The 18861-nt window shown below is 72.7% G+C and carries 18 protein-coding genes; 4 read left to right on the top strand and 14 right to left on the bottom strand.

Going from position 1 to position 18861, the window contains the following annotated elements:
* Nucleotides 1–45 precede the first annotated feature (45 nt).
* The 3 genes from AB0I41_RS17145 to dnaE all read right to left on the bottom strand — a co-directional run bounded on the left by AB0I41_RS17145 (nt 46) and on the right by dnaE (nt 5941).
* Nucleotides 46–1098, bottom strand: coding sequence for an aminotransferase class V-fold PLP-dependent enzyme (locus tag AB0I41_RS17145; protein WP_357107959.1), 1053 nt, complete (start codon nt 1096–1098; stop codon nt 46–48).
* A gap of 61 nt (nt 1099–1159) precedes the next feature.
* The gene (locus tag AB0I41_RS17140) at nt 1160–2338 is read right to left on the bottom strand and encodes a hypothetical protein (RefSeq protein WP_357107957.1); all 1179 of its coding nucleotides are present in this window, start codon (nt 2336–2338) and stop codon (nt 1160–1162) included.
* Between the two features lie 69 nt (nt 2339–2407).
* Nucleotides 2408–5941: a DNA polymerase III subunit alpha gene (gene dnaE / locus AB0I41_RS17135; protein WP_357107954.1), complete on the bottom strand. Its 3534-nt coding sequence runs from the start codon at nt 5939–5941 to the stop codon at nt 2408–2410.
* 291 nt (nt 5942–6232) lie between these two features.
* Here dnaE and AB0I41_RS17130 point away from each other — a divergent pair, with 291 nt between their 5' ends.
* Nucleotides 6233–8044, top strand: a complete 1812-nt coding sequence (locus AB0I41_RS17130) for a carbohydrate binding domain-containing protein (RefSeq protein WP_357107951.1) — start codon at nt 6233–6235, stop codon at nt 8042–8044.
* A gap of 165 nt (nt 8045–8209) precedes the next feature.
* On the opposite strand, the gene AB0I41_RS17125 is transcribed toward AB0I41_RS17130, so the two are convergent.
* Nucleotides 8210–8779, bottom strand: coding sequence for a helix-turn-helix transcriptional regulator (locus AB0I41_RS17125; RefSeq protein WP_357107948.1), 570 nt, complete (start codon nt 8777–8779; stop codon nt 8210–8212).
* A gap of 227 nt (nt 8780–9006) precedes the next feature.
* Here AB0I41_RS17125 and AB0I41_RS17120 point away from each other — a divergent pair, with 227 nt between their 5' ends.
* The 3 genes from AB0I41_RS17120 to AB0I41_RS17110 all read left to right on the top strand — a co-directional run bounded on the left by AB0I41_RS17120 (nt 9007) and on the right by AB0I41_RS17110 (nt 11527).
* Nucleotides 9007–10095 carry a helix-turn-helix domain-containing protein gene (locus AB0I41_RS17120; protein WP_357107945.1) on the top strand — a complete coding sequence of 363 codons (1089 nt, stop codon included), beginning with the start codon at nt 9007–9009 and terminating at the stop codon, nt 10093–10095.
* Nucleotides 10096–10238: 143 nt separating this feature from the next.
* Nucleotides 10239–10580: a PadR family transcriptional regulator gene (locus AB0I41_RS17115; protein ID WP_357107943.1), complete on the top strand. Its 342-nt coding sequence runs from the start codon at nt 10239–10241 to the stop codon at nt 10578–10580.
* A complete protein-coding gene (locus tag AB0I41_RS17110; RefSeq protein WP_357107940.1) occupies nt 10577–11527 on the top strand; it encodes a permease prefix domain 1-containing protein in 951 nt (316 codons plus the stop codon). The genes AB0I41_RS17115 and AB0I41_RS17110 overlap by 4 nt, the downstream gene beginning before the upstream one ends.
* Before the next feature lie 49 nt (nt 11528–11576).
* Here the strand turns inward: AB0I41_RS17110 and AB0I41_RS17105 are convergent, their stop codons facing one another.
* The 10 genes from AB0I41_RS17105 to pgsA all read right to left on the bottom strand — a co-directional run bounded on the left by AB0I41_RS17105 (nt 11577) and on the right by pgsA (nt 18751).
* Nucleotides 11577–12140 (bottom strand): GNAT family protein, encoded by a 564-nt coding sequence (locus AB0I41_RS17105; RefSeq protein WP_357107937.1) that lies wholly within the window; start codon nt 12138–12140, stop codon nt 11577–11579.
* 31 nt (nt 12141–12171) lie between these two features.
* The gene (locus AB0I41_RS17100; protein WP_357107934.1) at nt 12172–12588 is read right to left on the bottom strand and encodes a DUF402 domain-containing protein; all 417 of its coding nucleotides are present in this window, start codon (nt 12586–12588) and stop codon (nt 12172–12174) included.
* Complete coding sequence (locus tag AB0I41_RS17095) at nt 12588–12818, bottom strand: hypothetical protein (RefSeq protein ID WP_357107931.1); 231 nt, start codon at nt 12816–12818, stop codon at nt 12588–12590. Before AB0I41_RS17095 ends, AB0I41_RS17100 begins: the two co-directional genes overlap by 1 nt.
* Nucleotides 12819–12823: 5 nt before the next feature.
* A complete protein-coding gene (locus AB0I41_RS17090) occupies nt 12824–13576 on the bottom strand; it encodes a YebC/PmpR family DNA-binding transcriptional regulator (RefSeq protein ID WP_357107928.1) in 753 nt (250 codons plus the stop codon).
* A 218-nt stretch (nt 13577–13794) separates the two neighbouring features.
* Nucleotides 13795–14397 carry a pyridoxal 5'-phosphate synthase glutaminase subunit PdxT gene (pdxT, locus tag AB0I41_RS17085; RefSeq protein ID WP_357107925.1) on the bottom strand — a complete coding sequence of 201 codons (603 nt, stop codon included), beginning with the start codon at nt 14395–14397 and terminating at the stop codon, nt 13795–13797.
* A 2-nt stretch (nt 14398–14399) separates the two neighbouring features.
* Entirely contained in the window at nt 14400–15317 is a 918-nt protein-coding gene (pdxS, locus tag AB0I41_RS17080; RefSeq protein ID WP_357107923.1) for a pyridoxal 5'-phosphate synthase lyase subunit PdxS, read from the bottom strand.
* Nucleotides 15318–15503: 186 nt separating this feature from the next.
* Complete coding sequence (locus tag AB0I41_RS17075) at nt 15504–16007, bottom strand: hypothetical protein (RefSeq protein WP_357107982.1); 504 nt, start codon at nt 16005–16007, stop codon at nt 15504–15506.
* Between the two features lie 8 nt (nt 16008–16015).
* The gene (locus AB0I41_RS17070) at nt 16016–17185 is read right to left on the bottom strand and encodes a glycosyltransferase family 4 protein (RefSeq protein ID WP_357107921.1); all 1170 of its coding nucleotides are present in this window, start codon (nt 17183–17185) and stop codon (nt 16016–16018) included.
* A gap of 16 nt (nt 17186–17201) precedes the next feature.
* Nucleotides 17202–18134, bottom strand: coding sequence for a phosphatidylinositol mannoside acyltransferase (locus AB0I41_RS17065; RefSeq protein ID WP_357107918.1), 933 nt, complete (start codon nt 18132–18134; stop codon nt 17202–17204).
* Nucleotides 18131–18751: a phosphatidylinositol phosphate synthase gene (gene pgsA / locus AB0I41_RS17060; protein WP_357107915.1), complete on the bottom strand. Its 621-nt coding sequence runs from the start codon at nt 18749–18751 to the stop codon at nt 18131–18133. Before pgsA ends, AB0I41_RS17065 begins: the two co-directional genes overlap by 4 nt.
* Between the last annotated feature and the right edge of the window lie 110 nt (nt 18752–18861).

The following is an 18861-nucleotide window of genomic DNA, read 5'->3' as shown; positions in this document are numbered from 1 at the left end:
CCGGGACGGCGACGGGAAGGCCGGTGATGGCCTGCGTGGCTGCGGTCAACCCGGATCGGGTCGCCCCGTCAACGCGTCGAGCGCCAGGTCCACGTCCGCCTCGGTGGAGTAGACGTGGAACGAGGCGCGGACCCGGCCGGCGCGCACCGCCGCCCGCACCCCGGCCCGTTCCAGCTTCTCCCGCGCACCGGGCACCTCCACCGTCACGATCGCACTCTCCCCCGGCGGTCGGCCCAGCCCGGCGAGGAACCGGTTGGCCAGCGCGACGTCGTGCGCGCGGATCACCGGCACGCCGATCTCGGCGATCAGTTCCAGGGCCGGTGCGGTGCCGACCCAGCTGAACCAGGCGGGCGAGATGTCGAACCGCCGGGCGTCGTCGGCCAGCCGCAGCGGCGGGCCGTAGTAGGAGGCGTGCGGGTCCTGGCCCGCGTACCAGCCGGCGGCGTCCGGGCGCATCCCGTCGCGCACCGACGGCGCGAGGTAGGCGAAGGCCGAGCCACGCGGCGCCATCAACCACTTGTACGCGCCGACCACGACCACGTCGGCCAGGCCCCCGTCGAACGGCAGCCAGCCGCACGCCTGGGTGGCGTCCACCACCACCAGGGCGTCGTGCGCGCGGGCGGCTGCCACGATCTCCTCGTACGGAGCGACCGCGCCGTCGGCGGACTGCACCAGGCTGAACGCGACCAGGTCGGTGTGGGCGTCGATCGCGTCGACCAGCCCGGCCAGCGGCACCGTGCGCACCTCCACTCCCCGCTCGCCCTGCACCAGCCAGGGGAACAGGTTGGAGGTGAACTCGACCTCGGGCACCACCACGGTCGCTCCGGCCGGCAGGGCCGCCGCGACGGGGGCGAGCAGCTGCGACACGGTGCTGCCGATCGACACGTCCGCCGCCGGCACGCCGACCAGGCCGGCGAAGGCGACCCGGGACCGGTCGACCGCCTCGCCCCACCCCTCCCACGACGTACGCCCCACCCGCCAGTCGGCCAGCGCCTCCTGCACCGCCGTCCAGACCGGGTCGGGCGGCAGTCCGTAACTGGCGGTGTTCAGCCAGCCGGGCTGCGGCTGCCACAGCTTCTGCGCCTGTTCCAGCTCCATGCCGCCGACGGTAGTGGGACGCGGCGTCGTCGGGGACGGCCAATCGACGGTCGGCGGCCCGCTACCGGATGTTGCCGGTGTGGCCGAGGGAGTAGCGGCCGGGCTGCGGCCAGACGGTCAGGCCGTGCGGGCCACGGCCGACGGGGATCCGGGCCAGCAGCTTGCCGTCCTGCGTGCTCAACACGTACACCTCGTCGTTGAAGCGCCCGGAGAGCCAGAGCTGCCGGCCGTCGGCGGACAGCCCACCCATGTCCGGGCTGCCGCCGGGGATCCGCCAGGTCGTGGTGGGTTTCAGGGTGGCCAGGTCGAGCACGGTCACGGTCCCCTCGTCCCGGTTGGTGACAAAGGCACGGGTGGCGGCCCGGTCGAAGTAGATGCCGTGGGCGCCGTGGCCGGTGGGGATGAAGCCGGTCTGGCGCTCGGCCCGGCCGTCGAAGACGTACACCCCGTGGGCGTGCATGTCGGCGACCAGGAAGTGCTGCCCGTCCGGGGTCAGTCGGGTGTCCTGGGGCATGCCGTCGGCCGTCCTGGTCAGCCGGAACTCGCGCACCTTGTCGAGGGTGGCGGTGTCCAGGACGATCATCCGGTTGGCGAACTCGCAGCTGAACAGCATCGTCCTGCCGTCGGCGGAGTAGTCCATGTGGTTGATGCCCCCGCACGAGGGGAACCGCACCGAGCGCGTCCGCTTCCAGGTGGTCGGATCGTAGAGGTCCAGCCGCTGGTACGCCTCGGCGACCACGATCGCCTGCTTGCCGTCCGGGGTGAAGTAGAGGTTGTAGACATCCTCGAGGTTGACGAACTCGCCCGGCTTCCCGGTCCGGGCGTCGATCGGGATCACCCCGCCCCGGGGTATCTGGCTGGATGCCACGTAGAGGGTGCGCAGGTCGTAGGAGGGGACGACGTGCTGCGGCTCCGGCCCGCCGGGGAACTTCCCCACCACCTGGAAGGTGGCGGGGTCGATCATCCAGACGTCGTTGCTCTTGGTGTTCGGCACGTAGACCATCGGCCGGTCGCCGCGGACCTGCTCGGCGAGCTGGTTCGCGCCGGCCGCGGCGTAGACGTTGCCGGCCGCCGGGTACGCCGGCATGCCCGGCAGCCGCGGCTCGAAGGCCGCGCCGGACGGGGCGGCGGAGGACGGGCCCGTCAACGCCTCCCGGGTCGGTTCGCGGCTGGTGCAGGCCACGAGCCCGGCGAGCAGGATCACCACCGGGACGGCGAGCGGTAGGCGTCGGGTGGGCACCAGCCGACGGTATTGGATGAAGTCGCCTCACGTACGGCGAATCCGGCAAGTCGGCAACGGAGCAGGCAGCTAACTGACGTTGGCCGGGCCGAGCACGCTCTTCAGGTCACCCATCAGCGCGGTGGTCGCCGCCACCCGGAACGGCCCGAGCCGCAGCGTGGTGGTCTTGCCGCCGTTGAGCAGCTTGACGTGCACCTCGGTGTCGCCGGGGTGCAGCACCAGGGTCTCCTTGAGCCGTTCCACCAGCGGCGGGGTGCACCGGTGCACCGGGATGGTGAGGGTGACCGGCTTGTTGGCGGGGTTGCTGCTGACGTCCGGCATGGACATGTCCATCGCCATGATCCGCGGCGTGTCGTCGCGGCGGTCCACCCGCCCCTTGACCACCACGATGGCGTCCTCGGCGATGTACTGCCCGATCACCTCGTAGGTGTTGGGGAAGAACAGCGTCTCCACGCCGCCGGCCAGGTCCTCCAGGGTGGCCGAGGCCCAGGCCCGGCCCTGCTTGGTGACCCGGCGCTGCACGCCGGAGAGGATGCCGGCGAGGGTGACCACCACGCCGTCGGGCACCGCGCCGTCCTCGGCCAGCGAGGCGATGGTGGTGTCGGCCGCCGCGCCGAGGATGTGCTCCAGGCCGAACAGCGGGTGGTCGGAGACGTAGAGGCCGAGCATCTCGCGTTCGAAGGCGAGCTTGTCGCGCTTGTCCCACTCCCCCTCGCCGATGGTCGGCATGACCGTGGTGCTGCCGCCGGTGTCGGCCTCGCCGAAGCCGGCGCCGAAGAGGTCGTACTGGCCGACCGCCTCCTTGCGCTTGACATCGGCGTACGCGTCGATCGCGTCGGCGTGCACGGCGAGCAGGCCCTTGCGCGTATGCTCCAGCGAGTCGAAGGCGCCGGCCTTGATCAGCGATTCGATGGTCTTCTTGTTGCAGACCACCGCGTCCACCTTCGACAGGAAGTCGTAGAAGTCGGCGTACTCGCCCTTCTCCCCCCGGCACCGCATGATCGAGGCGACCACGTTGGCGCCGACGTTGCGTACCGCGGCCAGGCCGAAGCGGATGTCCTTGCCGACCGGGGTGAACGGCCCGGCGGAGGTGTTCACGTCCGGCGGCAGCACCTGGATCCGCATCCGCCGGCACTCGGACAGATAGAGCGCCATCTTGTCCTTGTCGTCACCGACGGAGGTGAGCAGCCCGGCCATGTACTCGGCCGGGTAGTGGGCCTTCAGGTACGCGGTCCAGTACGAGACCAGCCCGTACGCGGCGGAGTGCGCCTTGTTGAAGGCGTAGCCGGCGAACGGCACCAGGACGTCCCACACCGCCTGGATCGCCTCGTCGGAGTAGCCCCGCTCGCGGCAGCCGTCCCGGAACGGGATGAACTCCTTGTCGAGGATCTCCTTCTTCTTCTTGCCCATCGCCCGACGCAGCAGGTCGGCCTGGCCGAGGGTGTAACCGGCGAGGATCTGCGCGGCGCGCTGCACCTGCTCCTGGTAGACGATCAGGCCGTAGGTGGGGGCGAGGATCTCCCGCAGCGGCTCCTCCAGCTCCGGGTGGATCGGGGTGACCTCCTGCTGGCCGTTCTTGCGCAGCGCGTAGTTGGTGTGCGAGTCGGCGCCCATCGGGCCGGGTCGGTACAGCGCGATGACCGCGGAGATGTCCTCGAAGTTGTCCGGCTTCATCATCCGCAGCAGTGACCGCAGCGGCCCGCCGTCGAGCTGGAACACGCCGAGGGTGTCACCCCGGGCCAGCAGCTCGTAGGCGACCTTGTCGTCCAGCGGCAGGGCCAGCAGGTCGAGCTTCTTGCCGTGGTTGAGCTCGATGTTCTTGACCGCGTCGTCGATGATGGTCAGGTTGCGCAGGCCGAGGAAGTCCATCTTCAGCAGCCCGAGCGACTCGCAGGTCGGGTAGTCGAACTGCGTGATGATCGCCCCGTCGGCGTCGCGGCGCATCAACGGGATGTGTTCGATGATCGGCTCGGCGGACATGATGACGCCGGCGGCGTGCACACCGGTCTGCCGGATCAGCCCCTCGATGCCCTTGGCGGTGTCGATCACCTTGCGCACGTCCGGGTCGGACTCGTAGAGGCCGCGGATCTCGCCGGCCTCGGCGTACCGGGGGTGCTTCGGGTCGAAGATGCCGGTGAGCGGGATGTCCTTGCCCATCACCGCCGGGGGCATCGCCTTGGTGATCCGGTCACCCACCGCGTACGGGAAGCCGAGCACCCGGGCCGAGTCCTTGATCGCGGCCTTCGCCTTGATCGTGCCGAAGGTGGCGATCTGGGCGACCTTGTCCTCGCCCCACTTGTCGGTGACGTACTTGATCACCTCGCCGCGCCGGCGCTCGTCGAAGTCGATGTCGACGTCCGGCATCGAGACCCGCTCGGGGTTGAGGAACCGCTCGAAGATCAGACCGTGCGGGATCGGGTCGAGGTCGGTGATGCCCAGGGCGTACGCGACGAGCGAGCCGGCGGCCGAGCCCCGGCCCGGACCGACGGCGATGCCCTGGCTCTTCGCCCACTGGATGAAGTCGGCGACCACGAGGAAGTACGACGGGAAGCCCATCTGGTTGATGACGCCCAGCTCGTACTCGGCCTGGACTAGGTGCCCCTCCGGAATGCCGCCCGGGTAGCGGCGGTCCAGCCCGGCGAAGGTCTCCTTGCGGAACCAGGACTCCTCGGTCTCCCCCTCGGGCACCGGGAAGCGCGGCATCAGGTTGTGGAACTCGAACATCCCGGTCGGGTCGACCTTCTCCGCGACCAGCAGCGTGTTGCGGCAGCCCCGCTGCCACAGCTCGGAGGAGTCGACCGCGCGCATCTGCTCGGCGGACTTGATGAAGTAGCCGCCGCCCTCGAAGCGGAACCGGTTCGGGTCGTCGATGTTGCTGCCGGTCTGCACGCAGAGCAGCACGTCGTGCGCGGTGGCCTGGGCCTCGTGGGTGTAGTGCGAGTCGTTGGTGACCACCGGCGGGATGTCCAGCTTGCGGGCGATCTCGGTGAGCCCGTCGCGGACCCGGCGCTCGATCTCGAGGCCGTGGTCCATGATCTCCAGGAAGTAGTTCTCCTTGCCGAAGATGTCCTGGTAGCTGGCGGCGACCTTGAGCGCCTCGTCGAACTGGCCCAGCCGCAGCCGGGTCTGCACCGCGCCGGACGGGCAGCCGGTGGTGGCCATGATGCCCTCGGCGTGCTCGGCGATCAGCTCCATGTCCATCCGGGGCCACTTGACGTAGTGGCCCTCCATGGAGGCGCGCGAGTTGAGGGTGAAGAGGTTCTTCAGGCCGGTGGCGTTCATCGCCCACATGGTCTTGTGGGTGATCGCGCCGTTACCGGAGATGTCGTCGCTCTTCTGCTCCGGCCGGCCCCACTTGACCCGCGCCTTGTGATAGCGCGACTCCGGCGCCACGTACGCCTCGACGCCGAGGATCGGCGTGATCCCGGCGGCCATCGCCTGCTTGTAGAAGTCGTTCGCGCCGTGCATGTTGCCGTGGTCGGTGATCGCCACCGCCGGCATGCCGAGCCGGTTGGCCTCGGCGAAGAGGTCCTTGAGCCGGGCCGCCCCGTCGAGCATCGAGTACTCGGTGTGTACGTGCAGATGCGCGAACGAATCGCCCATGCGTGGCGCCCCCCGGGTCGAATCATGGGTTGGTCGAGGTCGGTCGGCCCACCCTATCGCCGGGCCCGCAGCCACCTCCAGCAGCCGCGCAGGGCGGACCCGGGGCAGTAGCGCGGGCCACACCGGTGGGACGGCCGACCGGCGCCGGCGCATCGGACTCCCCCGCCACCGCGCCGGTTCGTACGGGCCTGTTCCGCACGCCCGTTCGGCGGCTGCGAACAGGGCGGACGTCCCTACGGTGAGCCGACCCGGCGGCGTGCGAACGCCGCTCCCCGACCGGAAAGGCTCTCCATGACGCCATCCCTGAGCGTGCGCGCCGGCGGACGTCGGCGGTTGTTCCGCCGCGTGTCCAGCGCCGTGCTGGCGGCCGTGCTCACCGTCACCCTGCCGGCCCTGGCCCGGCCGGCGGCGGCCGCGCCCCCCACCGGAAACCTGATCATCAACGGCACGTTCGACAACGGCAGCACCGAGCCGTGGTGGAAGCGGCTGTCCGCGACCCGCATGTCCGTGCAGTCGGGCCAGCTGCACGTCCAGACCGCCGGAGCCAACAAGGCCCCCAACGTCTGGGACGACCTCGTCGGGCACTTCGAGTTCGGAGTGACCGCCGGGCAGCCGTACCGGCTCCGGTTCGACGCGGCGGCCGACGTCGCCCGCCCGGTGCGGGTCACGGTCTCCCGGGTCGACACCCCGTTCACCTCCGCGGTCGACCAGACGGTGGCGCTCGACGGCACGATGCGCCCATTCAGCTTCGACTTCGTCTCGCCGTTCAGCGACCCGAAGGCGGTCCTGCTGTTCCACTTCGGCGCGAGCCCCGCCTCGACCGTACGGCTGGACAACATCTCCCTCGTGCCGCTGGCCGTCGACCCGGCGACCGATCCCGTCCTCTACTGGGACAAGGTGCTGACGGACACCTACAGGGCGGTGGACGAGCCGCCCACGGTCATCGCCCGGAAGGCGGCGATCCTGCACGCGGCGATGCACGACGCGGCCGTCTCCGTCACCGGCGTCGGGCAGCCGTACCAGATCCGGGTGCCGGTCAGCTATCCGGGGACGATGGACGACGTGGTGGCCCCGTCGCTGCACGCCGCCATGGACCGGGCCGCGTACACGGTGCTCACCGCCCTCTACCAGGGCATCTCGTTCAGCAACGCGTGGAACGGCGCCGTCGCCCGCCGGCCTTCGGGGACCAACTCCGCCGAGGTGAGTCGGGGCGACTCGGTCGGCACGGCGGCGGCCAACGCCAACCTCCAGGCGCGGGCCAACGACGGCTCCGCCGCCGCGGACACCCCGCCGTACCAGCTCGACGGCGTCCGGGGCTCGTGGCGACCGACGGAGGGCAAGCCGGCGGTCACTCCGAACTGGGGGCTGGTCACCCCGTTCGCCCTCACCTCCGGCCAGCAGTTCCGGCCCGGGCCGCCCGCCGGCGCCGCCTCGTACAACGCCCTGCTCGGCACCGACGAGTACCGGCGCCAGGTCCAGGAGGTACGCGACTACGGCGGGACGGTCTCGTCGCTGCGCACGACCGAGCAGACGCAGATCGCCTTCTTCTGGGCCAACGACCTGGGCGGCACCTACAAGCCCCCGGGCCAGTTGCTCACCCACACCCGGATCGTGGCGGAGCAGGAGAAGCTGGGCATCCTCGCCAACGCCCGGCTGTTCGGGCTGGTCGGGCTCGCCCTCGCCGACGCCAGCATCGCCGCCTGGGACGCCAAGTACCGCACCGCGATCGACCTGTGGCGCCCGGACACCGCGATCGAGGATCTCGGCGATGCCGCCTGGGCGCCGCTGTCTCGGGACACCCAGGGCCGGTCCTTCTCCCCGTCGTTCCCGGCGTACGTCTCCGGGCACGCCACGTTCGCGGGCGCCTGGGCGGCCGTGATGCAGCGCTTCTTCGGCACCGACGCGATCGTCTTCGACGCGACCACGGACGACCCGGCCGTCCGGACCGTCGTGCGCCGGATGGCGGGCTTCGACGCGGCGGCCCAGGAGAACGCGGTGAGCCGGATCTATCTCGGGGTGCACTACCGGTTCGACGCCGACGCCGGCCTGGCCACGGGCCGCTCGGTGGGTGAGTACGTCTACGCGAGCCGGCTCCGGCCCTGAACGGATAGCACCGCCCCCGCATCGCATCGCCCCGTCCGGCCAGCCGCCGGGCGGGGCGACGCGCGCACCGGCCAGCCGGGGCGGCACGGTGCGCGCGGTGGGGGCCACGGGTCGAGCGGCCCGCACCGCGGTCGGTCAGTGACCGGCCGACGCCCCGTCCGCCGGTCACTGCCGCTCGGCCGGGGCGCACCGGCAGCTCCCCAGGCCGGCGTCGCCCGACGCCGACACGCCGGGCCGGCCGGTACCGCGCCATCGGACGGCCAGCAGGCCCGCCGTGCCGGCCAGCACGCAGACGGCGGTGGCGACCGTCAGCCGCATCGTCACGGCCCGGCGGTCCTCGGCGGTGCACCGTGCCGCCGGACCGGGGTGGCCGAGCGGCCCCCCGACCCGGATCAGGCCGGGCCGGAGCGCCTCGGGCGGCCGGCGGTGATCCGGCCGGACCGCCTCGGCGAGGCGCATCTCGATCTCGTTGCGCACCGCCAGCCAGCGCCGTGTCTGGGCGTCCGGCGTTTCGCACGCGGCGAGCAGCGCCAGCACGACCCGCTCCTGGGGCAGGGTGACCCGGCCCAGCGTGGTGGCCAGGGTGCTGGCCGGGAGCCAGTGCCCGGCGGCGGTCGCCCGCCGGGATATCTCCCGATAGGTGAGCCCGGAACGTTGCCGGAGCTGGCGCAGCGACGCCACGTACTCCCCCGGCGTCGAGGCTCGGGACGGACACGCCGGGACGACATCGATCATTCTTACTCCCCGTGGTCGGATCAGGACCGCGAGCCTCCGCGGCAGGGGCCGCGCCGACCAGCGGACACTCACGGTAGGTAGAGCGCCGGGCCCGGACAATGCCGCTGCGCCGCCCCCACGCTGTCCGGGCAGGTCACCGGGGCGTGTCCGGGTTTTTGTCCGGGCGGCCGGACAGCCACCGCAGGGCGGTCTTGTTCCGCCGATTCCGGATTCCCGAGAATCAGGCGATGGACTACGGGGAGCAGCACATCGCCCAGATCACCGACCCGGCCGCGTTCGTGGCGGCGATGCGCGCGCTGAAGGAGCGGTCCGGGCTGACCTACCGGCAACTGGAACAGCGCGCCACCGGCAACGGGGACGTCCTCGCCCGCAGCACGGTCGCCGACATCCTGCGCCGCAGCACGCTACCCCGCCCGGAGGTGCTGGCCGCGTTCGTCCGCGCCTGCGGTCAGGGCGAGCAGGTCACCACGTGGCTGCGGGCGCGGGACCGACTGGCGACGGCGGCGCTCGTCCCGCCCCCGGCCACCGCCCCGTCGGTCGCCGCCGGCCAGCCCGGCGCCGCACCGACCGGCACTGGCACCGGCACCGGCGATGCGGTCGGCCCGTCGGCGGCCGGATCCGCCCGGGTGGCGGCCCCACCGGCCGGCGCCCTGCGCGGCGGGGCCAACCCCGGGCGGCGCCCGAGGGCCAGGCCGGTGGTGCTCGCGCTCGGCGCCGTGGCGCTGGCCGTGACGGGGGCGGGCGTCTGGCTCACCCGGCCGTCCTCCGCCCCCGCCGGGTCGGCCGGGGAGAGGGGCTCGGACGGCACACCTGCCGTGGCGGCCGGCACACCCGGGCCGATCGCCGGCCGGGTCCGCATCCGGCCCGCCCGCACCCCTCAGTTCTGCCTCAGCGAAGGACGCGACCCCACTGGCGCCTACCCGCACGAGATCGCCGTCCAGCGTCCCTGCGGCGGCTCCACCCCGCCCGAGACGTACCTCGAACCGGCGGGCGGCCACCTGCACTTCATCAGGTGGGAACACCCCGTGAAGGGGCCCGGCTGCCTCACGGTACGCGGCGACAGCCCCGGGATGTTCCTGCTGGAGCCGTGGGACGACTGTCGCGCCGAGCGGTCGACACAGGTCTTCCGGTTCGAGCCGCAGCCCGGCGATCCCGGCGCGTACCGGATCCGGTCGGGACGGGAGGGGCTGTGCGTCGGGATCCGGGACGACGCCACCGACGCCTCCGCGGCGGCGCTGATCGAACCCTGCACGGGCGGCCCCGACCAGGAGTTCCTGGTCGACCGGCTCGGACCAGCGGGCGGCGCGGCGGGGTGACGCGCTGGCGCGGAGGGTGGTGAGCGGGGCGCACCGGGTGCCGGTCGCCCCGCCGTTCTTTGCGGACGTCGCCCACATTGATGCCGTTGACACGATGCCGCATCGCTCGACATTACTGTGTGGCACACAGTATGGTGTGACACATGGTGAGCGAGGAGATCCTGCGGACCCATCTCCAGGAGTTGCGCCGTGGCACGGTGGTGGTAGCGAGCCTGGTCGCCCTCCGCCACCCCGACTACGGCTACGCGCTGCTGCAACGGCTGGCCGCGCACGGCTTCCCGGTCGACGCGAACACGCTCTACCCCCTGCTGCGCCGGCTGGCGGAGCAGGGGCTGCTGACCAGCGAGTGGAACACCGAGGAAGTCCGGCCGCGGAAGTTCTACCGCACCAGCGAGGAGGGCGAGGCCGTGCTGCGCCGGCTCCTCGACGACCTCGCCGCCGTGCAGACCTCCGTCGCCGGGCTGATCGAAGGAGTGGACCGATGACCTCCCTGACCGACCGCTACGTCGCCGCCACCCTGCGGGCCGTGCCCGCACCACGCCGGGCGGAGATCGCCACCGAGCTGCGCGCCTCCATCGAGGACATGATCGACGGCCGCACCGGCGCCGGCCAGGACGCCGCCGCGGCCGAACGCGAGGTGCTCACCGAACTGGGCCACCCGGAGCGGCTCGCCGCCGGCTACGCCGACCGCCGACTCCAGCTCATCGGCCCCACCTACTACCTGGTCTGGCAGCGGCTGCTGCGGCGACTGCTCGCCATCGTGCCCGGCACCGTCGGTGTGGCGGTGGGCGTACTCAAGGCGACCGTCGGCGATGATCCCGGCGCGGCGATCGGCGCCGGCATCACCAGCGCCTTCCAGACGGCGGTGCAGATCGCCTTCTGGGTCACCCTGAGCTTCGCCGTGCTGGAACGGACCGACACCTCGCTGAAGCTGCCCGAGTGGAACGTCGACCAGCTCCCCGAGGGCCCCGTGGAGCGGGACGTGCGGATGATCGACACCTGCGCGTCCGTGGCGATGCTGCTGCTCGCCCTCGCCTTCCTGCCCTGGCAGCACGTCCAGTCCTGGGTCTCGGGCACCGACGGCGGGCGCATTCCCCTGCTCGACCCGGCGCTGTGGCGCTCGTGGCTGCCGTTCCTCGCGGCGGTGCTCGTCGCCGGCCTGCTGCTGGAGATCGCGAAGTACCGCGCCCGGCGGTGGACCTGGCCGCTGGTGGCGGTCAACGCCGCGCTCGACCTGGCCATCGCCGTGCCGGTCGCGGGGCTGCTGCTCACCGACCGGCTGCTCAACCCGGACCTGGTCGCCCGGTTCGAGTGGCTGGGCGCGGGCGGGCACCTGGACACCGTCGCCGGGGTCGCCGTCGTGGTCATCGCCGCGATCACGCTCGGGGACGTCGCCGACAGCGTGGTCAAGGCCCGCCGCCGCGACGCCTGACCGGGCCACCCGGCCCGGCGCACACTCCGGGTGCCGGGCCGGGGTCCGCTCAGCGGGCGCCGGCCCGCCACTCCCGGGCCAGCAGGGCGTACACCGCCTCGTCGGTCCACTCCCCCTTGACCAGCTCGTTCTCCCGCAGGTGCGCCTCCCGGCGCATGCCGAGCCGCTCCAGCACCCGGGCCGAGGCGGTGTTGCGGGCGTCCAGCCGGCCGACGATCCGGTGCAGGCCCAGCCCGTCGAAGCCCAGCCTCAGCAACTCCCGGGCCGCCTCGGTGGCGTACCCGTGGCCGGCGTGGTCGGGGTGCAGGACGTACCCGATCTCGCCCTGCCGGTGCGCGGCGCTGGTCCAGCTCAACACCACGTCGCCGACCAGATCCCCGGTCCGGCGCAGCACCACCGCCAGGCAGAGCACGTCGCCCTCCGCGCGCAGCGTGGTACGCCGGCACTTCGTCGCCAGCGTCGCCCCGGTCGCCGCCTCGTCCTCCGGGACGAAGTAGAGGTAGCGGGTCACGTCGGCGCGGGACCGGTAGGCGTGCAGGGCGGCCAGGTCGGCCGGGTTGAAGGCGCGCAGGTCCAGGCGTTCGGTGCGCACCGGAAGATCGGGAACCAGCATGCCGGCAGGCTACGGGCGGGGCAGCTGGGCGTCAGCCGGATTTCGCCGGCGTCGCCTCGCCGCTTCGGCACGCGACGGTGTCCCAACCGGCCGGCAGCCGCGGCACACCCCAGGACGGATCCGGCCGCCAGTTCGCCCAACCCTCGTCCCACCAGCGCCGGCCGGCGTCGAGCAGGGCCGCGATCCGGTCCCCCTCCGCGCGGATCGCGTCCGCCATCCCCGGGTAGCGCCCCTCGGTGAGACGCTGGGCGAACATCTCGACGTCCTTCCAGACGTACCGGTCGGCGCCCGCCGGCCACCACAGGTCCAGCTCGTGGTCGAGGGTGTCCACCCCGATCGGGGTACGCCGGAACGGGTCCTGGAGGTTGAAGTACCAGCCGGCGAAGGCACGGTCCTCGCCGGTCCAGAAGACGTCCACCGAGTGCGCCTCACCCGGGCGCTGGAGCATCAGCTTGCCGTGCCCCGACCAGGCCGTGTGGCCGGCGTCTGCCAGGGGTGCCGTCCACACGGGAAGGAACCGCCCTCCGGGAAGCCGAACTCGGCCCCCGGCGGCAGGTAGAGCGCGAGCAGGTCGGCGGAGTCCTCGACGCAGATGGTCGGGCAGCCGAACCACACCTCGCCGCGCAGGACCTCCCGCCGGACGACCACGTCGCCCGGCGGGAATCGCGGTCCGGTCATCGGGATCAGGCGTCCACCGCGGCCATGACGTCGTCGGAGACGTCGAAGTTGGCGTAGACGTTCTGCACGTCGTCGCAGTCCTCGAGGACGTCGATCAGCTTGAAGACCTTGCGCGCGCCCTCCTCGTCGAGCGGCACGTTGACGCTGGGGATCAGGGAGGACTCGGCCGACTCGTACTCGATCCCGGCGTCCTGCAGGGCGGTGCGGACTCCGATCAGGTCGGTCGGCTCGGAGACCACCTCGTACGCCTCACCGAGGTCGTTGACCTCCTCGGCGCCGGCGTCGAGGACGGCCATCATGATGTCGTCCTCCGTCGTGCCGGCCTTGGGGACGATCACCACGCCCTTGCGGGAGAACATGTACGACACCGAGCCGGCGTCGGCGAGCGAGCCGCCGTTGCGGGTCAGCGCGGTGCGCACCTCGGTCGCCGCCCGGTTGCGGTTGTCGGTCAGGCACTCGATGAGCATCGCCACGCCGTTCGGGCCGTAGCCCTCGTACATGATCGTCTGCCAGTCGGCGCCGCCGGCCTCCAGGCCGGAGCCCCGCTTGACCGCGCGGTCGATGTTGTCGTTCGGTACCGAGTTCTTCTTGGCCTTCTGGATGGCGTCGTAGAGCGTCGGGTTGCCGGCCGGGTCGCCACCGCCGGTACGTGCCGCGACCTCGACGTTCTTGATCAGCTTGGCGAACATCTTGCCGCGCTTGGCGTCGATGACGGCCTTCTTGTGCTTGGTGGTCGCCCACTTTGAGTGGCCGGACATGTCATACCTCCGTCTGTTGACCCACGCCTGCGTCGACTGTCCGCGCCAACCCCACGCCTGGACCGGTGGCCGGTCGGATGGAGGGCTGCGGCGGGCGGTCAGCCCTGCCGAACCGCGGCAATCCTACCGAGGTAGCCCCCCGCGGTGTCACACGCGCACCGCCTCCGAGCGTCGGCAGGGCCCCCTCCCGGGTCGGAAGGGGGCCCTGCCGGCAGCACTCAGGCGGCGCGGACCAGCTCCACGAAGTAGCGGTGCAGCCGCAGGTCGCCGGTGAGCTCCGGGTGGAACGAGGTGGCCAGCAGGTTGCCCTGCCGGACCGCGACGACCCGCTGGGCGGCCGGGCCCTCGGTGACCCGGCCCAGCACCTCGACGCCGTCGCCGACCCGCTCGACCCACGGCGCCCGGATGAACACCGCGTGGAACGGCTCGCCCTCGACCCCGGCGATCCGCACCGGGGCCTCGAACGAGTCGACCTGCCGGCCGAACGCGTTGCGCCGCACCGTCATCTCGATGCCGGCGAAGCCCCGCTGGTCGGGCCGGCCGTCCAGGACCTCGGCGGCCAGCATGATCATGCCGGCGCAGGACCCGTAGACCGGCATCCCGCCGACGATCCGCTTGTCGATCGGCTCGCGCATCTCGAAGATGTCGGCGAGCTTGCTGATGGTGGTGGACTCGCCGCCGGGGATGACCAGCCCGTCGACCGCGTCCAGCTCGGCCGGGCGGCGTACCGGGCGGGCTTCCGCGCCGGCGCCGGCCAGGGCCGCGAGGTGCTCGCGCACGTCACCCTGCAACGCGAGCACACCGATGGTGGGCCCGCTCATGCTCACCAGCCCCGCTCGGCCAGCCGGTGCGGCTGCGGGATCTCGTCGACGTTGATGCCGACCATCGCCTCGCCGAGGCCGCGGGAGACCTTGGCCAGCACGTCCGGGTCGTCGTGGAAGGTGGTGGCCTTGACGATCGCGGCGGCACGCTGGGCCGGGTTGCCGGACTTGAAGATGCCGGAGCCGACGAACACACCCTCGGCGCCGAGCTGCATCATCATCGCGGCGTCGGCCGGGGTGGCGATACCACCGGCGGTGAAGAGCACCACCGGCAGCTTGCCGGTCTCGGCGACCTCCTTGACCAGCTCGTACGGCGCCTGGAGCTCCTTGGCGGCGACGAACAGTTCGTCGGCCGGCAGCGAGCTGAGCCGGGCGATCTCCTGCCGGATCCTGCGCATGTGCATGGTGGCGTTGGAGACGTCACCGGTGCCGGCCTCGCCCTTGGAGCGGATCATGGCCGCGCCCTCGGTGATCCGGCGCAGCGCCTCGCCGAGGTTGGTGGCGCCGCAGACGAAGGGGACGGTGAAGGCCCACTTGTCGATGTGGTTGGCGTAGTCGGCCGGGGTCAGCACCTCGGACTCGTCGACGTAGTCGACGCCGAGCGCCTGGAGGACCTGCGCCTCGACGAAGTGGCCGATCCGGGCCTTGGCCATGACCGGGATGGAGACGGCGGCGATGATGCCGTCGATCATGTCCGGGTCGCTCATCCGGGACACGCCGCCCTGGGCGCGGATGTCGGCGGGCACGCGCTCCAGCGCCATCACGGCGACGGCGCCGGCGTCCTCGGCGATCTTGGCCTGCTCGGGGGTGACCACGTCCATGATCACGCCGCCCTTGAGCATCTCGGCCATGCCGCGCTTGACGCGGGCGGTGCCGACGAGGGAGGTGGCGCCGGCGTTCTGGGAGGTGGTTTCGGGCACGGGTTATCGCTCCTCGGACGTGCTCGGGGGGTGGCTACGACTGATGCTACGACGGGGTCAACGCCGGTCCGACAGCCAATCAGACCCCTGGTGGCCTGCACTGTGGCAGTCATCACCCGGGATCGGACACCCCACGCCGACCGGCTGAAACCGGGCAGCCGGCCCCTGCGCGGCCCGAATCGGGCGTCAGGTCGCGGGGGCCTCGGCGGCGACCGTGAGGGTCGGATCGTCGACGTCGAAGTAGCGGGGCCAGGGGTGCCGGCGCCCCATCCGGCACAGCCGCACCAGCGGACGGTTGCGCGCCGCCCGGGCGTCGCGGACCAGGTCGGTGTGGACCTGCCGGGCCAGGGCCAGCCGCCGGCTGGCGGCGATCACCGCCTCGCAGACCGGATCGGCCGGGTCCAGCCACACCGTGCGCAACTGCCGGGTGAGGTCGTTCTCGGCGGCCTCCCGCTCCTCCGGCGGGGCGTCCAGCGCGATCCGCGCCGCCGCGTACAGCTCCACGCCGTAGCGCCGCTCGGCCAGCACCGCGGCGGCGGCCGCCCGGCGCAGCAGGTGGGCGTCGAGCGCCCGGGCCGCGGACTCCGCCCGGGCCTGCAGCCGCTCGACCCGGCCGGCCGTCCAGATCAGGTACGCCGCGACCAGGGCGACGACCAGCGTCGCGCCCACCACCCACCACATGTGCGGCATCGTAGTGCTCACACCGCCCCGCCCAGCCCCACCCATTCCTGGTCGATGACCCGGCCGTCCGTGGCCTCGATGGCCGCCGCGTACACCTCCAGGACCCGGCGGGCCACCACCGGCCAGTCGTAGTACGCCACCACCTGGTCCCCGCAGGCGGTCAGCGCGGCCCGGCCCGGCGCGTCGTCGAGCAGCTCGGCCAGGGCGGTACGCAGCGCGACCGCGTCCCCGGTCGGGAAGAGCCGGCCGGCCCGCCCGCCGTCGAGCACCCGGCGGAACGCGTCCAGGTCGCTGGCGACCACGGTGGTGCCGGCCGCCAGCGCCTCGGTGAGGATCATCCCGAAGGACTCCCCGCCGGTGTTCGGCGCGACGTAGAGGTGCAGGCTGCGCAGCATCCGGGCCTTGTCCTCCTCGGGCACCATGCCGAGGAAGGTCACCCGGTCGCGCAGCTCGGCCGGGAACCGCCCGAACAGGTCGTCCGGGTCGCCGGGGCCGGCCACCAGCAGGCGCAGCCCGGGCCGGTGCGGGGCCAGCGCGACGAAGGCGTCGCGCAGGATCGGGAAACCCTTGCGGGCCTCGGTGAAGCGGCCGAGGAAACCGAGCGTGCCGCCGGTGCCCGGCGCGCACTCCCCCGGCCAGCCGGGCAGCGGCGGGACGCCGGCGAACTTCGCCACCGCCACCCCGTTGGGGATCTCCACCGCGCCGCCGTCCATGTGCTCGACCTGCACCTTGCGGGCCAGGGCGCTGACCGCGATCCGGGCGGTGATCCGTTCCAGCACGATCTGCAGGACGCCCTGCGCGGCGGCGAGCACCCGGGACCGGGTCATCGCGGTGTGGAACGTCGCCACCACCGGGCCGCGGGCGGAGAGCACCGCGAGCATCGACAGGCTCAGCGTCAGCGGCTCGTGCACGTGCAGCACGTCGAAGTCGCCCCGGGTGATCCAGCGGCGCACCCGGGCGGTGGAGACCGGGCCGAACGCGATCCGGGCCACGGAACCGTTGTACGGCAGCGGCACCGCCCGCCCCGCCGAGACCACGTACGGCGGCAGCGCCGACTCCTCGTCGGCCGGGGCGAGCACGCTCACCTCGTGGCCGAGCCCGATCAGCGCCTCGGCGAGGTCCATGACGTGGTTCTGCACCCCACCGGGCACGTCGAAGGAGTACGGGCACACGATGCCGATCCGCACGTAAGCGCCCTTCCCGTCAGGCCTGGCCGGTGATCGGCGCGGGTGGTGTCGCGTCGCTGCCTGTGCTCCGCTGGTCCAGCCACATCCGCTGCAACATGTGCCAGTCTTCCGGATGCCGCGCGATGCCCGCCGCCAGACCGTCGGCGATCCGCTGGGTCAGCACCCGGACCCGCTGGTCCAGCGGCGCCGAGTCCGGGTCCGGCAGCGGCAGCGGGCCCTCGAGCGAGGCGCACGCGGCATCCGGTTCGTACCACATCGACGTGACGTAGAGCGGGGCACCGGTGCGGATCGCCAGCAGCGCCGGACCGGCCGGCATCCGGGTCCGGCCGCCGAAGAAGTCGACCTCCACCCCCCGGGCGGAGAGGTCCCGGTCGGCGAGCAGCGGCACCACCGTGCCGGCGCGTACCCGGTCCACCAGCACGTCGAAGGCGGGCCGCTCGCCGCCGTGGGTGGGCAGGATCTCCATGCCCAGGCCCTGCCGGAAGGCGAGGAAGCGCTCGTAGACCGCCTCGGGCCTGAGCCGCTCGGCGACGGTGGTGATTGGCCAGCCGGTGGCGGCGACCCAGGCGCCCGCGGCGTCCCAGTTGCCGCCGTGCGGCAGGGCGACCACCGCGCCCCGGCCGGCGGCGACGTCGGCAGCGAGCTTCTCCACCCCGTCGAGCCGGAAACCGGCGAGGATCTCCCGACGGCTCAGCGCGGGCAGCCGGAACGCCTCCATCCAGTACCGGGCGTACGAGCGCAGCCCGCGCCGGACCAGCGCGTCCAGCTCGGCCTCGGGCAGATCCGGGCCGACCACCCGGCGCAGGTTGGCGCGCAGTCGGGCCGTACCCGCGCCGTTGGCCCGGTGGGCGCGGTCCGCGCCCACCCGGAAGGCCGCGGCCACCACGGGCCGGGGCAGCGCGCGGGCCAGGCGCCACCCGGCGACGTAGCCGAGCTCGGTGAGGTTCACTCCTTGCCGACCAGTTGGGCCTGCCGGTACACGTGCGCCATCCGCTGCCCCACCGTGAAGATCGAGACGGCGGCGAGCAACCAGAGCGCGACCTCCAGGGCGCGGTCCACGCCGAGCCCGGTGAGCAGGCCGCCCACCCCGACGATCAGCAGCCGCTCGGTGCGTTCGGCGATGCCCACGTTGCAGGTCATGCCGAGCCCCTCGGCACGGGCCTTGACGTAGGAGACCAGGCCGCCGGCGGCCAGGCAGAGCAGCGCCGCGGCCACCCCCGAGTACTGGTGCTGGGTGGCCAGCCAGTACGCCACCGCGCCGAAGACGGCGCTGTCGGCGACCCGGTCCATGCTCGAGTCGAGGAATGCCCCGAACCGGGTGGACCCGCCGCTCATCCGGGCCATCGTCCCGTCGAGCAGGTCGGTGAGCGCGAAGACCGTCACGATGAGGGCGCCGGCGACCAGGTCACCCCGGGCGCCGAAGCCGAGCGCGCCGACGAGCACGCCGACGGTGCCGGTCACGGTGACCGCGTTGGGGGACACGCCGGCGCGGAGCAGGCCGCGCGCGACCGGCTCCACGACACGGGTCATCCCCGCGCGGGCCGTCACTTGGAAGATCTTCGCCATGGGGGTCCCACGATAACGGCCGGCAGCGGCTGGCGACACAGCGGTCGTCCGACCCGCGTGGCGAAGGCTTGTGCCGGGTCGGCAACGGGTGTGAGATCGAGGTGGGAGGT

The sequence above is a fragment of the Micromonospora sp. NPDC050200 genome (assembly GCF_040656135.1).
Lineage (GTDB): Bacteria > Actinomycetota > Actinomycetes > Mycobacteriales > Micromonosporaceae > Micromonospora.
The sequence above is the reverse complement of the archived record's forward strand: the minus strand, read 5'-3'. Positions and strand labels throughout refer to the sequence as shown.

What these genes read in the sequence shown, in the direction of transcription:
- AB0I41_RS17105 (WP_357107937.1), bottom strand. Translation starts at nt 12,140, where the DNA reads ATGCTGGTTCCCGATCTTCCGGTGCGCACCGAACGCCTGGACCTGCGC.
- pdxT (WP_357107925.1), bottom strand. Translation starts at nt 14,397, where the DNA reads ATGAGCGGGCCCACCATCGGTGTGCTCGCGTTGCAGGGTGACGTGCGC.
- AB0I41_RS17115 (WP_357107943.1), top strand. Translation starts at nt 10,239, where the DNA reads ATGGTGAGCGAGGAGATCCTGCGGACCCATCTCCAGGAGTTGCGCCGT.
- AB0I41_RS17120 (WP_357107945.1), top strand. Translation starts at nt 9,007, where the DNA reads ATGGACTACGGGGAGCAGCACATCGCCCAGATCACCGACCCGGCCGCG.
- AB0I41_RS17145 (WP_357107959.1), bottom strand. Translation starts at nt 1,098, where the DNA reads ATGGAGCTGGAACAGGCGCAGAAGCTGTGGCAGCCGCAGCCCGGCTGG.
- dnaE (WP_357107954.1), bottom strand. Translation starts at nt 5,941, where the DNA reads ATGGGCGATTCGTTCGCGCATCTGCACGTACACACCGAGTACTCGATG.
- AB0I41_RS17130 (WP_357107951.1), top strand. Translation starts at nt 6,233, where the DNA reads ATGACGCCATCCCTGAGCGTGCGCGCCGGCGGACGTCGGCGGTTGTTC.
- AB0I41_RS17095 (WP_357107931.1), bottom strand. Translation starts at nt 12,818, where the DNA reads ATGACCGGACCGCGATTCCCGCCGGGCGACGTGGTCGTCCGGCGGGAG.
- AB0I41_RS17125 (WP_357107948.1), bottom strand. Translation starts at nt 8,779, where the DNA reads ATGATCGATGTCGTCCCGGCGTGTCCGTCCCGAGCCTCGACGCCGGGG.
- AB0I41_RS17075 (WP_357107982.1), bottom strand. Translation starts at nt 16,007, where the DNA reads ATGCCGCACATGTGGTGGGTGGTGGGCGCGACGCTGGTCGTCGCCCTG.
- pgsA (WP_357107915.1), bottom strand. Translation starts at nt 18,751, where the DNA reads ATGGCGAAGATCTTCCAAGTGACGGCCCGCGCGGGGATGACCCGTGTC.
- AB0I41_RS17100 (WP_357107934.1), bottom strand. Translation starts at nt 12,588, where the DNA reads ATGCTCCAGCGCCCGGGTGAGGCGCACTCGGTGGACGTCTTCTGGACC.
- AB0I41_RS17110 (WP_357107940.1), top strand. Translation starts at nt 10,577, where the DNA reads ATGACCTCCCTGACCGACCGCTACGTCGCCGCCACCCTGCGGGCCGTG.
- AB0I41_RS17090 (WP_357107928.1), bottom strand. Translation starts at nt 13,576, where the DNA reads ATGTCCGGCCACTCAAAGTGGGCGACCACCAAGCACAAGAAGGCCGTC.